This is a genomic window from Bifidobacterium pullorum subsp. gallinarum (assembly GCF_000741215.1).
GTDB classification, from domain to species: Bacteria; Actinomycetota; Actinomycetes; order Actinomycetales; family Bifidobacteriaceae; genus Bifidobacterium; species Bifidobacterium pullorum_B.
In genome coordinates this window covers 45689-59927 of the sequence record NZ_JGYX01000005.1, presented here as the reverse complement: position 1 = coordinate 59927, position 14239 = coordinate 45689, and the positions used below count along the sequence as shown (strand labels likewise).

Here is a 14239-nt window from a genome sequence, read left to right as displayed (position 1 = left end):
GAGCCGGTACCGCGCTTGAACAGCAAAGGACGATTATGGACATCAAGACGTTGACCCCCGATGACAACGGGCAGGTCGATTGGCCCGCACTCAGCCCCGACCGCAAGGCCGTGGTGACCGTCGGCGTGTTCGACGGCATGCACCAGGGGCATTGCGCGGTGATCGGCAAGGTGGTGGAACTGGCGCGGCAGACCGATTCGTTTGCCGTGGTGGTGCTGTTCGATCCGCGCCCCGGACTGGTGCATCGCTATGCGGCCGAGCACGATGGCGCCGAGCTGCCGGCGGACGCCGTGGATGTGGAGGCGCTGACTGGCACGGATCAGCGGCTGCGCATCATGCGGGACCTGGGCGTGGACGTGGTGCTGCAGGTCCGGTATTCGCTGGCGTTCGCGGCGAAGTCCTACCGGTTCTTCCTGGGGCAGATGGTCGGCCGCGTGGGCATGCGCACGCTGGTGCTGGGCGCCGACGCCGCGATGGGCAACAACCGCGAGGGCACGATCAAGGCGATCGACACGCTGGCGCAGGCCACCGGCGTATTCGAGCTGGTGGTGGTGGACGACCGCGGACCCGGCGAGGTGCGTATCCCGGCCGATGCGCGGCCGGAGGCGCCCACGGAGCCGGGGGAGCCGCAGGACCCGACCTCCGGCATGACCAAGGCGCAGCTGCGCGCGTGGAGCAAGCGGCATCAGGGGCGCAGGACCCGCGCCTGGAGCTCCACAAATGTGCGGTATCTGCTCGGGCACGGCCGCATCAAGGATGCGAATGCGATCCTGGGGCGTCCGCATGCCGTCGAGGGCGTGGTGGTGCACGGCGAGGAGCGGGGCCGTACGCTCGGATTCCCGACCGCGAATCTGGGGGAGCGGCTGGACGGCTATCTGCCGGTGGATGGCGTGTATGCCGGATGGCTGGTCGATCTGGGGCCTGGGGAATCCTTCGGATTGGCATCGGACCAGGCTGGCCCGGATGCCGCGGGCGCCGAGGAACCCGCGGCCAAGCTGCACCCGTATGACGACCGTGGCGTGAGCGCGCGATGCGCCGCCGATTCCCCGTACCGTTGGCCCGCGGCGATCTCGATCGGCACCAAGCCGACGTTCAGCGAGCAGACCGGCCTGCACGAGCGTGTGGCCGAGGCCTATGCAATCACCGAGGACGGTTCCTGGCTGGACCTGTATGGGCACCTCGTGCGCGTCGAATTCGCGGGGTTCCTGCACCCGATGGTCCGCTACGACGGCGTCGACCAGCTGATCGACGCCCTGAACTCCTACGTGGACCAGACCAGGCGTCTAACCGCGTAGGAGTTCAGCTGCGGAAGTGGCTGAAGAACTCCCGGGTTTCCGGATTCCGGGATTCGTCCATAACCTCCCTCGGGGTGCCGTTCTCGGCGATCACGCCGCGGCGCAGCAACACGATGCGGTCCGCCGCATCATGGGCGAAGCTCATCTCGTGCGTGGCCATCAGGATGGTGGTGCCCTGCTCCTTCAACTCGGAGACCATGTCCAGCACCTCGCCGACCAGCATCGGGTCCAGCGCGGAGGTGATCTCGTCCAGCAGCAGCAGCTCGGGATTGGTCATCAGCGCACGGGCGATGGCCACACGCTGCTGCTGGCCGCCGGAGAGCTGGTCGGGGTAGGCGCCGGCCTTGGCCCGCATGCCGATGCGGTCGAGCAGTTCCAACGCGCGCGCCTCGGCGCGGTCCTTGCTCCAATGGTGCACCTTGCGGGCGGCCAGGGTCACGTTCCTGATCACCGACATATGCGGGAACAGGTTGAACTGCTGGAACACCACGCCGATGCGGGCGCGGATGGCATCCTGGTCCGCGCGGGGATCGGTGATGTCGGTGCCGTTCAGCCAGATCTGCCCGTCATCCACCTGTTCGAGCAGGTTCACGCATTTCATCAGCGTGGACTTGCCGGAACCGGACGGGCCCAGCAGCGCCACCACCTCATGCTGATGGATGTCGAAGGAGATGCCGTTCAGCACATGGGCGTCGCCGAAGGATTTGCGGATGTTGTCCAGCCGCAGCACCACCGGCGCCTCGTCGAAGGCCTGCCTGGTTTCGGAAACGGTAGCCGTCATGCTCACACCACACCTCCGCTCTGTTCGCGCCTGCGCAGACGCTCGGAATACCAGTCGCTCAGCAGGATGAACGGCACGCTCATCAGGATGAACAGCAGGCTGGCCACCACATACGGGGTGAAGTTGTACGAGCTGGCCACCTCGATCTGCGCGGCGCGCACGGCGTCCACCGCGCCCAGCACGGAGATCAGGCCCACATCCTTCTGCATCGAGATGAAATCGTTCATCAGCGCCGGCGTCACCTTGCGCAGCGCCTGCGGGATCACCACCAGCCAGGTGGTCTGCCCGGCGGTCAGGCCCAGGGAGCGGGCGGAGGCGCGCTGCGAGGGATGCACGTCGTTGAAGCCGGCGCGCAGCACCTCGGCCACATAGGCCGCATACCCGAGCACGATCGCGATCGTGCCCAGGATGGCCGGATCGATGCGCCCGAACAACCCCAGGCCGGGGATGCCGAAGCCGATCAGGTACAGCAGCACGATCATCGGGATGCCGCGCATCACGGTGGTGTAGACGGCGGCGATGACGCGCAACGGGAACATTACCGGGTTGCGGCTGGTACGGATCAGCGCAATCAGCGTGGCCAGGATTGCCACACCGATTACGGCCACGATCAGGATCCGCAGATTCAGCCACAGGCCGTCCAGCACTTCGGGAAAGCATTTGGCGAAGTATTCGGCGGAGAAGAACGTCTCCTTGACATGCGGCCATCCGGGGGACATCTGCAGACCCACCACAACCACCAGGGCCAACACCACCGTGCTGAGCATGCTGATCGCCACGGACCGCAACTGCCGTTTGCGCCGCCAGGCGCGGCGGTCCAGTTCGACGTCGCTGACCGACGCCGCCCCGGCAACGGGGGAAGGGGAGGGAAGACTCATGGTTCCTACTCTAATTCGTTGGCGTAACAAGTATGCGGGGGGACGATACGCAACGGCCGGGCGCACCGAAGGCGTCCGGCCGTTGCATCAGGTCCCGGGTGCGTCGAACTGGGCCGTCAGGCGAGTTCGGGCAGGTCGGAGGTGTACTCGGCGAGCCACTGGTCCTGCAGCTTCTGCAGCGTGCCGTCGGCCTCCAGATCGTCCACGGCCTTGGTGGTGGCCTCGGTCAGCGGCGAATCCTTCGGCAGCACGATGCCCATGCCGTCCTTGTCCTCGGAGCCGGCGATGCGGCCGATCACCACGCCGTCCGCCACCTGGCCGGACTGCACCATGTACACGCACACGGTGGTGTCGGCCACCAGCGCGTCGATCTGTCCGGCGTCCAGCGCCTGGGCCAGCGAGGCGTCGTCGTTGAAGGTCTGCACGTTGTCGTTGATCTTCTCCTTGGCGTAGGTGTAGCCCTGCGTGCCCACGGTGGCGCCGACCACGGCATCCTTCAGGTCGGCGAGCGAGGTCGCGTTCGCGAACTTGCCGTCCTTCTTGACGATCACGGCGCGGGTGTCCTTGTAGTAGCCGGAGGAGAAGTCGACGGCCTGCTTGCGCTCGTCGGTGATGCCGAACTGCTGGATGTTCATATCCCAGTCCTTCGGGCCGGGGGCGATGGCCGCGTCGAAGGTCGTGCGGGTCCACACCACGTCGTCGGCGTCGAAGCCGAGCTGCTCGGCCACCGCGTACGCCACGGCCGCCTCATAGCCTTCGCCGGACTCCGGATCGTCGTTGAGCACCCACGGCTCATACGCCGGATCGCCGGTGGCGATGGTCAGCTTGCCCGGGGTCACGGTCTGCTGCGTCAGATCGCCGCTGTTCGCCTGGGTGTTGTCGGCGGCGTCCTGCGCGGTGTCGGAGCCGCACGCGGCGGTCAGCGCGAGCGCGGCGATGCTGAGCGTCGCGGCGGCGCCGCGGATGAACTGCTTGCCGGAAATGGTCATGTCACTCTCCTGAACTCGATATGGTTGTGAACTCGATATGGTTGGCAATGCCTGCGTCCTTACGTATACTAGGACGCCGTTTGGCCAGAGGGAACCGTCCGGTCATCGGTTTTGCCGATAGCCGGTTATCAGCGCGATGTCTGCGGCTACTGCAGGGTGAACCCGGCGAATTCGAAACCGGGGCTGACCACGCAGGAGACGAGCGCGTCGCCGGCACCCGGCACGGTGCGCTGCCAGACGCCCGCGGGGATGACCAGATGGCCGACGGGTGCGGCGTCGCCGTCCTCGGACGCGGCGATGCCGGTGCCGAGCACGACGGTGCGGACGGCGGTCTCGTCCGGGGCCTCGCCGCTGCCGGCCATCTCGATGGTGACCGGCGCGGGGCCGTGCCACAGCCAGATCTCGTCGGCGTCGACCTTGTGCCAGGCGCTGGCGTCGCCTTCGGCCAGCAGGAAGTAGATCAGCGACGACAGCGGCCTGCGTCCGGACTGGTCGTTGATCGGCGACTGCCAGTCGCGCACGTACCAGCCGCCTTCAGGATGGGGTTCGAGGCCGAGCCGTTCGACGACGGACCGGGCATAGGGGCTCATGTCAGTGAGGGATACGCTCATCGGGATGTCCTTTCATGCTGTGGGTGGGTGCGCGCCGGCGTTGTGTCAGGCGCGCGGGTCGGCCGTCTCGTCGCTGGGCGCGCTGAAGGCGCCGTGGTTGTAGACGAGGCGACCGGAGATGACGGTGGCCCGGTTGGTGCCGGCGCCGTGCCGGACCAGGGTTTCGATGGTGGTTTCGATGCCGGCCGGGGAGGCGATGTCGACGGGGATGTCGAAGAATGCCAGGTCGGCGGTGGCGCCGGCGTTGACCTGGCCGATGCGGCCGGCGCCCACGTGCATGCCCATCTCCTGCGCGCCGCCGATGGTGAGCATGCGGATGATGCGGTGGGACAGGTCGTTGGCCCGGTAGCCCTGCGCCCGCGCCAGGTCGTAGAGCATGGCCGCGTCGTCGAGCACATCCAGGCTGGGGGAACTGGACAGCGAGTCGGTGCCGATGGCCAGCAGGTTGCCCTCCTCCAGGTAGGCGCGCACAGGCGCGTCCTTGCCGGTGACCGTGATGCGGTTCGACCGGGGGCACAACGCCACGCCGACCCCGCGCTGGCGCAGGATCCGCCGGTCTTCGGCGCTCGCCCACACACCGTGGGCGATGTGCACATCGGGGCCCAGGGATCCGAGCTGGTCGAGGAACTGGATGGCGGAGGCGTTGAGCCCCTCGCGTTTGAGCTCGGTGTAGCTGGTCCAATGCCGGTCACGCCAGGCCGCGGCCGAATAGATGGTCAGGTCGTCGGTGTCCGCGCCGGCCTCCATCGGCGTTTCGGCCAGGTGGATGTGCAGGCGCATGTCCAGCTGGCGGGCGATGTCGGGCAGGTCCACGAACGGCGCGGTCTCTAGGGTGTACGGGGCGTGCGGGCTGATGCCGATGCTGGGCAGGCCCTCCTGCCGCATCGTGCCCAGATGCCCGACCAGTTCGCTGATGCCGGCGGTTTTCCAATCGCTGTTGCGCCAGTTCATGACCTCCCAGTAGGCCACGCCGTGCATGCCTTGCGAGGCGAGCGCGTCGGCCGCCTCCGGGTCGGTCACGATGTCGGCTGCCGCCGTGGTGCCGGCCTGAACCATCATGCGCGCGCCGGCTCGGGCCGAATCGCGCCACACGTTGCCGTCCAGCCCGTCGTAGACGTCGTCGAACGCGCGCTCCCAATCGTGGAAGCCGCCGTACGTTCCGCGCCCCACCTCGGCCATCACCGTGTACTGCAGATGGGTGTGCGCGTTGACCAGGCCGGGGGTGATGACGCCGTGCCAGTGGCGTTCCTCCACGCGGGCGCCGGCGGCCAGTTCGGATTCGAGGGTGTCCCACACCCAACGACGGGTGCCGACGTGCACCACCCTGCTGCCGGACACGGCGATGGTGCCGTTGAGGATGACCGGTCCGGTGACCGGGATGATCAGGGGCGCCGAATACAGCGTGACCTGCGTGAGCGGCTCGGGATGCGCCGCGGCGTACAACGGGTCGTGGATGTTCACTGCCCCTCCTGCGTCTGCGATCGGCGTTCGGTTTCCGCGAACCGGGTCATCGTCCAGTCGTATCCGTTCTCCGCTACGGCATGGCTGACGCTGAACCCGCGCACGGACAGGGCGACGGCGGCGATGCGGCGGTCCGCGTCGGCGTCCAGTCGGTGCAGTCCGGGGCGGAGGGTGCCCCTCGTGCGCCACAGGTGCGTGACGGCCGACACCTGCACGGCGAAGCTCAGGTCCATGATCTCGATCGGGTTGCCGCCGCCGGCCGTGTAGTTGACGCCGTCGCCCTCGGCCAGCAGCCGGATGACCGGACCATCGGGTACGGCCAGGTCGCGGATGCGGCATCCGGTCTCGCTGCGGAAGTCCGGGATGTCGTCCAGGGCGATCTCGTTGGCGATGCCGCCGATGACGGCCAGCGCCGCCCCCTGCCGCATGCGCTGGAGGTGTTCCAACGCGATGGTGTGCCGCACGCCGGTGGCCGAGACGACGATGTCCGCGTCGGCCAGTGCCTCGTCGATATCCGTTGCGGCGAATCCGTCGAATACGGCCTGCAGAGCGGCCACGGGGTCGGTGTCGCAGACGGCGACCCGTGCACCGAGCGCGCGGACGCGCAGGGCGAAGCCGCGGCCGACCGGCCCGTAGCCGACCACCGCCACCCGCGCCCCCTCGAACGCGTGGGCACCGAGGATGTCCTGCATGGTGGTCACACAGGTCTCGCCGGTACCGTGCGTGTTGTCGAATCCGGTTTTCAGGATGCTGTCGTTGACCGCGATGACCGGGAACGTCAGCGCCCCGGCATTCTGCATGGCCTGGAACGCGCGGACGCCGCTTGTGGTCTCCTCGGATACGCCGATCAGGCCGTCCAGCAGCTCCGGCCGTTCGAGCGCGGCGAGTCGGGCGAAGCTCGCGCCGTCGTCGATGATGATCTGCGGGCGGATTTCATCCAGCAGCCGCAGCGCCCCCTGATGCGCCTGTTCGGCGGTCCACCCCGCATCGGCCTGGACTGTGATCCCTTCCCGACGCAGCTGATCGGCCACACGCTGATCGGTGGATTCCGGCTCGCAGAATACGCCCACTGTGGCGCCCGCGGCCTTCAGCAGCCGCAGCAGCACGGCCGTCTTCGGTTCCAGGATCAGGCAGACCGCAATGCGTACGCCATGCAGGTCCGTTTCGCGGGTCAGCTCGTCCAGCAGTGCGGCGGTCACCGGCATATGCGCCTGCGCGGCATCCATCGCCTCCACGCCGTCGGCGTGACGGGAATCGAACAGCCCCCCAACGGGGGCAGACGGGTCGAGCGGCGCCTCACCGGCTTTTAACAGGTCGTCCGTGCACGTCGCGTCGTCGGGGGTGGGCACCATACCCCACTGTGCAGCCTGCAATCGGAACCGTTCAACGGCCGGCTCCCCGTCGTCCGGCATCACAACACGGCGGCCGGCCAGCGAACGGTTCGTACGCTGGGACACCTCGGCCGCCCACGTGGCGAAATCCCAATCATCCGCGCCAAGAAAACCCAATGCCATGAGTGACATCATAACCATCCCGTTACGGCGACATCGCCGGCGGCGGCTACCGTCCGGTCAACCCCAACGCCTCCAATGCGTCCCGCAGCGTGTCCACCTCCACCAGTTGTAGCCCGGGAATCCTGTTCCCGCGCCGCAATCTGGGCACCACGGCCGTCGTGAAGCCGAGCCGAGCCGCCTCGCGCAGCCGCTGCTCCAACCGCGGCGCGGGCCGTACCTGCCCGGTCAGGCTGATCTCGCCGATCGCGCAGGTTGTGCGCGGAATCGGACGGGAACGCGCCGCGCTCGCCAACGCCGCCACAATCGCCAGATCGCAGGCGGGCTCCTTCGCCACCCCGCCGGCGATCGTGGACACATACAGGTCGTTGCCCAGCAGATTGATCCGTCCGTGCCGGTACAGCACGGCCACCAGCATCGCGATGCGGTTCGTGTCCACGCCGTTGACCGCACGCCGCGGCGTCGGCAGCACCGAATTCGTCACCAACGCCTGCACCTCGATCGGCAGCGAACGATGCCCGTCCAGCGTGAACGTCACGCAGGTGCCCTCCACCGGCGTCTCGGCATCGGACAGGAACAACCCGGAGGGGTCGGCCACCTCCGCCACGCCCTCGCCGCTCATATCGAAGCAGCCTACCTCGTCAGTCGGGCCGAAGCGGTTCTTCACCGCACGCAGCATGCGCAGGGCGGTCTGGGCGTCGCCCTCGAACTGGCAGACCACATCCACCAGATGCTCCAGCGTGCGCGGCCCGGCGATCGACCCGTCCTTGGTCACATGCCCGACCAGCAGCACCGGCACGTCCAGGCTTTTGGCCGTGTCGATCAAGGCGCTCGCCACCTCGCGCACCTGCGTGGAGCCGCCGGAGATGCCATCGACCTCCTGGGAGACGATGGTCTGCGCCGAATCGACGATGGCCAGCGCCGGGTGCTCCCGCTCGATCAGCCCCAGCACGGTCGCCAGATCGGTGGTGGAGGCCAGCAGCAGATTCGGGGTCACCGCGTCGATGCGTGTGGCCCGCATGCGCACTTGCGCTTGGGACTCCTCGCCGGACAGATACAGCACGGTGCGATCCGGATGCCGCTTGGCCACGGCGCCGGCGGTCTGCAGCAGCAGGGTGGATTTGCCGATGCCGGGTTCTCCTGCGACAAGCGTGACCGATCCGGGCACGATGCCGCCGCCGAGGACCCGGTCGAATTCGCCGAACCCGGTGGGCAGGCGATGGACGGATTCGGTGCCGACCTCGGTGATCGGCGTGGCGGTGCCGTCCCCGACATGAAGCGCCGTGGTGCGCGAGGTGCGCCCGGGCGCGGCCGTGCGCGTGCCGGCGGCGGGCCTCGACTCGCGGAATTCCTCCACCGTGCCCCACTGGCCGCATTCGGGGCAGCGGCCATACCATTTGGGGCCGTTCCATCCGCATTCGGAGCATACGTACTGCGTCGAGGTCTTCGCCATATCTCGACGCTATCGGTGTTCGCAGACAAGGTGTGCGGCCGGTTGTGCCGTTCCGGGGCAAAACCGTGGGACTCCCCGGCGGCGCGTCATGCCGCTGTGAGAGAATCGGGAGCATGTCGAATACTCAAGGTTCCTCTTCTCATGGCAAGTTGATCGCCGTGGTCGTGGCCGCGGCGGTGGTGATCATCCTGGCGGCGCTCTCGGCGTTCGTATGGCCGGGCTGGGCTATTCGTCACGATGACGGTCAGTCGGACGCGCAGACGCAGCAGACCGCTCCGGAGCGTCCGAAGACGCCGAGCATCGATGCCGTCGCGTTGCCGGAGGACGCCACCGAGCTGCTCAAGGCGATGCCCGACAGCGTGCTGAATTTCGCGCGTACCGCGGCCGCCGCCAGTACCAGCTGGGGATCCTCCACGCCGCTGGAGGAGTACACGATGACGTACTCCACCGGCCAGACTGCCGAGGACGTCACGCTGATCGCGGCGCAGTGGTCCACGGCCGATGCGGCCAAGACGCAGTATGACGCGCTGGCCGGCGCCCTGACCGGCGAGGAGCTGGGCTCCGGCGAGGTCAAGGTGTCAGGGGAGACCAAGGGCAACTATGTGGCCAAGCTAGATGCCGCCGATGACACCAAGGCGGTGGCGGTGTGGCAGAACGATACGGTGGTGTTCCAAGCGACCGGCGCCAAGGATTCGGTCGTCGATTTCTACATGGAGTTCCCGCTGTAATCCCGCCGTAATTGAGGATGCGACGCGGGCGCCGTTAGGCAAAGTCCCCGAAGCAGTGTACTATTGGGCAAGTTGCAATCTTTACGATAACTAGGAACGGAGGCTCAAGATGGGTTCGGTCATCAAGAAGCGCCGCAAGCGGATGAGCAAGAAGAAGCACCGCAAACTGCTGCGTAAGACTCGTCACCAGCGCAAGTAGTCTTGAGCTGAGCTCGATGAGCATCAGAAAACCCCGCAGAATCCTGCGGGGTTTTTCCGTATCTGTGCCCGAGCCGTCCTTCGCGGACTCTGATCCATCGTGACTGTGATGCAAGTCGTCAACCGTTGGCATTCCGCCCAATGTACGGCTGTCTCACGGCTGCGATGGATCAGAGTCCGGGGCGCTGGGCCTTACTTGTTGGAGTTGGTCAGCACGCGCGGGCCGTTCGGGTCACCCACGATCACCGTATCGACCATGTTGAGGAACAGGCCGTGCTCCACCACGCCCACGGTGGTGATCAGGTCCTCGGCGAGCTCCTTCGGGTGGTCGATGCGCTCCAGGTGCAGGTCCACTACATAGTTGTTCTCGTCGGTGCGCACCGGCTGGCCGTCGGCGTCCAGGCGCAGCACCGGCTTGTAGCCGCGGGCCTCGAACTTCTTGACCACCTGGCCGGCGCCGAACGGGATGACCTCGACCGGCAGCGGGAACTTGCCGATGGTGTCCACGATCTTGGATTCGTCCACGATCCAGACGATCTTGTTGGAGTTGACGGCCACGATCTTCTCCCACAGCAGCGCGGCACCGCCGCCCTTGATGCCGTTGAAGTTGTTGTCCACCTCGTCGGCGCCGTCAATGGTCACATCGATGTGGTCCACATCGTCGATGTCCACGATCTTGATGCCGTAGCTCTCGGCCTGCTCCTGGGTGCGGCGGGAAGTCGTGACGCCAGTGAACTGCAGGCCCTCTTCCTGCACGCGGCGACCGAGCTCGTCAACCAGGAACCGAACGGTGGAACCCGTGCCCAGGCCGGCGATCATGCCGTTCTCGATCAGCTTGGCGGCTTCGATGCCGGCCGCCTTCTTCAGCGCATCCTGCTGTGCCTTATCCATAATCTGCTCCTTCGGCGGATACTCTCCCCCGGACCCCGACACGGTCCGAAGCTCAGTACCCCATAGTATCGGATGTTGCGCCGCGATGCATACGTTTGCGATGATTCGTCCGATCGGCTGCATGAATGGCATATCCGATGACGACGGAGACGGGAACGGATGAGGCGCGTGGCTGGTGGCATGGAATGAGGCGCGTCCGCAGGCATGGTCAGCCGCGCCGCACCCGGAAGACGGCTTCGTCCAGCGTGAGCGTGCCGTCGCCCTGCACGTATCCCTCGACCTCGATGACGCCGCGGATGAATCGCGGCGACCCATTGTAGGTGGGGGAGGAGGCGGGCGGCGGCGAGAACCGCAGCGTGCCGGAGACCGTAAGCCCGGACCGGGAACGTTGCGCGGTTGCTCCGCCGGAGGTCGGCGTGGGGGAGGGGTCGGGTGTCGCGCCATGTCCTGCGGTCTGGGGGGACTCGTTGGCGGTCCGGTTCGCGTCATCGGCGGTTCGGGCCGTAACGGCGGTGGCTTCGTCTGCCTCTGGCGATGAATCGGTTGTGGCGGTGTCGGTTGTGGCGGTATTGATCGTGTCGTCCGTGTTCTCGGCGAACGGGTAGTCCGGCACCCCCTCAGGTTCGGTCAGCATCTCGGCCAGCGACGGGCGTCGGTCGTGGTTCGTCGCATGCCGGGACTCGCCGTCATCATCCTGCGAGCCGCGGCCCAGATGGTAGTCGGCGTCGCTGATGGCCCCGTCGAGCAGCATCTGCGCGTCGCCGGGGACATCGAGTCCATCCGCGTACTCGGAGGACATCAGCGACTGCCATCCCTCCTTCGGCAGGTAGCCGTCCCTGGCCTTGCTGCGGCAGTCCGCGGCGTACGTGCGGGCCAGCTCGTCGACCTTCTCGTTGCCGGCGTTGCCGGCGTGCCCCTTGACCCACACGAACTTGACCGAACCGGCACGCTTGGACAGTTCGGCATCGATGGCCTTGATGAGCGCGGCGTTCTTGACTGGCTTCTTCTGGCTGTTCTTCCAGCCGTTCCGCTTCCAGCCGTGCACCCACTTGGTCGAGCAGTTGATCGCGTACTGCGAATCGGTTTCGATGACCAGTGGCTCGCTGCCCGGGTGCGCGCGCAGCGCCTCCAGCACGGCGCACAGCTCGCCGATCTGGTTGGTGCCGTTCGTGGCGCCGCCCGCGTCGCAGTCGCCGGGGTGCTCATGCCCGGGCTGCCCGCCGGCGTGCGGCGTATGGTCGGCCCATGCCCAGCCCATCGGCCCATTGGGATTGCCGAGCGCCGAACCGTCCGTGGAAACCGTAATCGTCATGCGTCCCACCCTAAGGCAAGGTGCGGAGCGGCCTCTTGATGTTGTAGCACGGGCCATTCAAGACGCGTTCTGGGTGGTGCGTACCTCATGGCTGTGGTACACAATCAATAAATGTGGCTTTTTGGTGTTTCGTACCGTACCACAAGCTCAATTCGTTTCAGAGAACGTTGGAATTCCAGGGATTCCTCCCCTGAGAATCTCGTGTGGTACGGTACGGAATTCCTCAAGCGGGATATTGGTGGTTTTGTACCACGGCGGTGCGGTACGGAAGCCCCGGGGCAAGGGATTGAGGATTCCGTACCACACTGGGCATGTCCGCCATATCATGTGAGGACCGGCGACCATAGATAAAGGGGCGCTCCCTGCCGGGAACGCCCCTCCTTCACGGTTTTGCCGAGAGGGCGATTACTCGCCGAGCGCCTTGTCGACCACCTCGGTGGCCTCGTCGAGCACCTTGTCCAGCGCCTCGGGGGAGACGAAGGACTCGGCGTACACCTTGTAGATGTTCTCGGTGCCGGACGGGCGGGCCGCGAACCAGTTGTCCTTGGTCACCACCTTCAGACCGCCGATCTTCGCGCCGTTGCCCGGCGCCTCGGTCAGCTTGGCCTCGATGTCCTCGCCTGCCAGCTGGGTGGCGGTCACGTCCTCGCCGGACAGGGCCGCGAACTTGGCCTTCTGCTCAAGCGTGGTCGGGGTGTCGACGCGCTTGTACCAGCTCTCGCCGAAACGCTCGACCTGCTCCTGATGCAGCTGGGCCGGGTTCTTGCCGGTCTTGGCGGTGATCTCGGCGGCCAGCAGGTCGGGGATCAGGCCGTCCTTGTCGGTGGTCCACACGCGGCCGTCCATGCGCAGGAAGCTCATGCCGGAGCTCTCCTCGCCACCGAAGGCCACCTCGCCCTTGAACAGCGGGTCCACGAACCACTTGAAGCCGACCGGCACCTCGACCAGCTTGGCGCCGATGGAAGCGGCCACGCGGTCGATCAGCGAGGAGGAGACCAGGGTCTTGCCGATGCCGGCGCCCTCCGGCCAGCCCGGACGGTTGCCGCCGAACAGGTACTCCACGCACACGGCGATGTAGTGGTTCGGGTTCATCACGCCCCAGTTCGGGCAGACGATGCCGTGGCGGTCGGCATCCGGATCGGTACCGCCGACCAGGTCGTACTTCTCCCACGCGCCGGCGTTGAGCTCGTCGACCAGACCCTTCATGGCGTAGGTTGAGCTCGGGTCCATGCGGATCTTGCCGTCGTGGTCGATGGTCATGAAGCTCCAGGTCGGATCGACCTCGGGGCGCACCACGTCGATCGTCAGGCCGTACTTCTCGTTCATCAGCGGCCAGTAGTTCACCGACGCGCCGCCGAGCGGGTCGATGCCCAGACGCACGCCCGAGGAGCGGATCACGTCGAAATCGATGACGTTGCCCAGGTCGGAGACGTAGTGGTCGCGGTAGTCGAAACGTTCGACCAGATCGGACTTGACGGCCTGCTCGAACGGGACGCGCTTGACGTTCTTGTAATCACCGAGCAGTTCGTTGGCGCGCGCGGCGATGGCGTTGGTCGCCTCGGCCGGGGCCGGGCCGCCGGTCGGCGGGTCGTACTTGAAGCCGCCGTCGGTGGGCGGGTTGTGCGACGGGGTGACCACGATGCCGTCGGCCAAATCCTCGCCGGAGAACCGCTGTGTGCCGTCGGCCGCGCGGTTGTGGGTCAGGATGGCCTGGGAGACGACCGGGGTGGGGGTGAAGTCGTCGCGCGAATCGATGCGCACGCGCACGCCGTTGGCGACGAGCACCTCGATGGCGGTCTTCCATGCCGGCTCGGACAGGGCGTGGGTGTCGCGGCCGATGTACAGCGGACCGGTGACGCCCTGGGTCTTGCGGTATTCGGCGATGGCCTGGGTGATGGCCACGATGTGGGCCTCGTTGAACGAGGTCTTCAGGGACGATCCGCGGTGGCCGGAGGTGCCGAAGGAGACGCGCTGCTCGGCGACGGACGGATCGGGGACAAGGTCATAGTACTTGCCAATGACTTCGTCGACATTGATCAGATCTGCTGGGGTGGCGGGCATACCCGCATTATTTGCTACCATGACCCCATTGTGCCACGTTTTGGCGGGTTGTCGGGGCACCGTTGTCGCA

Annotated in this window: 13 protein-coding genes; 3 read left to right on the top strand and 10 right to left on the bottom strand. The window is 66.8% G+C overall.

All coding sequences use genetic code 11. The features are described from left to right. The first annotated feature begins 35 nt into the window (after positions 1-35). On the top strand, positions 36-1295 hold the full coding sequence (locus tag BIGA_RS05975; protein WP_033505209.1) for a riboflavin kinase: 1260 nt from the start codon (positions 36-38) through the stop codon (positions 1293-1295). A 4-nt stretch (positions 1296-1299) separates the two neighbouring features. Here the strand turns inward: BIGA_RS05975 and BIGA_RS05970 are convergent, their stop codons facing one another. The 7 genes from BIGA_RS05970 to radA form a co-directional block, all read right to left on the bottom strand. After that, positions 1300-2076: an amino acid ABC transporter ATP-binding protein gene (locus BIGA_RS05970; protein WP_033505207.1), complete on the bottom strand. Its 777-nt coding sequence runs from the start codon at positions 2074-2076 to the stop codon at positions 1300-1302. A gap of 2 nt (positions 2077-2078) precedes the next feature. Further along, positions 2079-2954, bottom strand: coding sequence for an amino acid ABC transporter permease (locus BIGA_RS05965; protein WP_033505205.1), 876 nt, complete (start codon positions 2952-2954; stop codon positions 2079-2081). A gap of 116 nt (positions 2955-3070) precedes the next feature. Continuing rightward, complete coding sequence (locus BIGA_RS05960; RefSeq protein WP_033505204.1) at positions 3071-3943, bottom strand: ABC transporter substrate-binding protein; 873 nt, start codon at positions 3941-3943, stop codon at positions 3071-3073. 146 nt (positions 3944-4089) lie between these two features. Next, a complete protein-coding gene (locus tag BIGA_RS05955; RefSeq protein WP_033505202.1) occupies positions 4090-4554 on the bottom strand; it encodes a cupin domain-containing protein in 465 nt (154 codons plus the stop codon). A gap of 45 nt (positions 4555-4599) precedes the next feature. Further along, positions 4600-6015: an amidohydrolase family protein gene (locus BIGA_RS05950; RefSeq protein ID WP_051917134.1), complete on the bottom strand. Its 1416-nt coding sequence runs from the start codon at positions 6013-6015 to the stop codon at positions 4600-4602. Beyond that, positions 6012-7529, bottom strand: coding sequence for an adenosylhomocysteinase (locus BIGA_RS05945; RefSeq protein ID WP_033505200.1), 1518 nt, complete (start codon positions 7527-7529; stop codon positions 6012-6014). The genes BIGA_RS05950 and BIGA_RS05945 overlap by 4 nt, the downstream gene beginning before the upstream one ends. Positions 7530-7575: 46 nt before the next feature. Further along, positions 7576-8979, bottom strand: a complete 1404-nt coding sequence (gene radA, locus BIGA_RS05940; RefSeq protein ID WP_033505199.1) for a DNA repair protein RadA — start codon at positions 8977-8979, stop codon at positions 7576-7578. Positions 8980-9092: 113 nt separating this feature from the next. Between radA and BIGA_RS05935 the strand changes: the two genes are divergently transcribed. Further along, positions 9093-9707: a hypothetical protein gene (locus tag BIGA_RS05935; protein ID WP_033505197.1), complete on the top strand. Its 615-nt coding sequence runs from the start codon at positions 9093-9095 to the stop codon at positions 9705-9707. Positions 9708-9816: 109 nt separating this feature from the next. Beyond that, on the top strand, positions 9817-9906 hold the full coding sequence (locus tag BIGA_RS09320) for a 30S ribosomal protein bS22 (protein ID WP_004268639.1): 90 nt from the start codon (positions 9817-9819) through the stop codon (positions 9904-9906). 191 nt (positions 9907-10097) lie between these two features. On the opposite strand, the gene rpiA is transcribed toward BIGA_RS09320, so the two are convergent. The 3 genes from rpiA to pgm all read right to left on the bottom strand — a co-directional run bounded on the left by rpiA (position 10098) and on the right by pgm (position 14190). Continuing rightward, positions 10098-10796: a ribose-5-phosphate isomerase RpiA gene (rpiA, locus tag BIGA_RS05930; RefSeq protein ID WP_033505195.1), complete on the bottom strand. Its 699-nt coding sequence runs from the start codon at positions 10794-10796 to the stop codon at positions 10098-10100. A gap of 208 nt (positions 10797-11004) precedes the next feature. Then, on the bottom strand, positions 11005-12108 hold the full coding sequence (locus tag BIGA_RS05925; RefSeq protein ID WP_033505193.1) for a ribonuclease H family protein: 1104 nt from the start codon (positions 12106-12108) through the stop codon (positions 11005-11007). Between the two features lie 405 nt (positions 12109-12513). Beyond that, entirely contained in the window at positions 12514-14190 is a 1677-nt protein-coding gene (gene pgm / locus BIGA_RS05920) for a phosphoglucomutase (alpha-D-glucose-1,6-bisphosphate-dependent) (RefSeq protein WP_033505191.1), read from the bottom strand. Positions 14191-14239: the final 49 nt, after the last annotated feature.

Excerpts from the sequence above, each read along its gene's own strand:
- BIGA_RS05975 (WP_033505209.1), top strand. The coding sequence starts at position 36 with ATGGACATCAAGACGTTGACCCCCGATGACAACGGGCAGGTCGATTGG.
- BIGA_RS05970 (WP_033505207.1), bottom strand. The coding sequence starts at position 2,076 with ATGACGGCTACCGTTTCCGAAACCAGGCAGGCCTTCGACGAGGCGCCG.
- BIGA_RS05965 (WP_033505205.1), bottom strand. The coding sequence starts at position 2,954 with ATGAGTCTTCCCTCCCCTTCCCCCGTTGCCGGGGCGGCGTCGGTCAGC.
- BIGA_RS05960 (WP_033505204.1), bottom strand. The coding sequence starts at position 3,943 with ATGACCATTTCCGGCAAGCAGTTCATCCGCGGCGCCGCCGCGACGCTC.
- BIGA_RS05955 (WP_033505202.1), bottom strand. The coding sequence starts at position 4,554 with ATGAGCGTATCCCTCACTGACATGAGCCCCTATGCCCGGTCCGTCGTC.
- BIGA_RS05945 (WP_033505200.1), bottom strand. The coding sequence starts at position 7,529 with ATGGCATTGGGTTTTCTTGGCGCGGATGATTGGGATTTCGCCACGTGG.
- radA (WP_033505199.1), bottom strand. The coding sequence starts at position 8,979 with ATGGCGAAGACCTCGACGCAGTACGTATGCTCCGAATGCGGATGGAAC.
- BIGA_RS05935 (WP_033505197.1), top strand. The coding sequence starts at position 9,093 with ATGTCGAATACTCAAGGTTCCTCTTCTCATGGCAAGTTGATCGCCGTG.
- BIGA_RS09320 (WP_004268639.1), top strand. The coding sequence starts at position 9,817 with ATGGGTTCGGTCATCAAGAAGCGCCGCAAGCGGATGAGCAAGAAGAAG.
- rpiA (WP_033505195.1), bottom strand. The coding sequence starts at position 10,796 with ATGGATAAGGCACAGCAGGATGCGCTGAAGAAGGCGGCCGGCATCGAA.
- BIGA_RS05925 (WP_033505193.1), bottom strand. The coding sequence starts at position 12,108 with ATGACGATTACGGTTTCCACGGACGGTTCGGCGCTCGGCAATCCCAAT.
- pgm (WP_033505191.1), bottom strand. The coding sequence starts at position 14,190 with ATGGTAGCAAATAATGCGGGTATGCCCGCCACCCCAGCAGATCTGATC.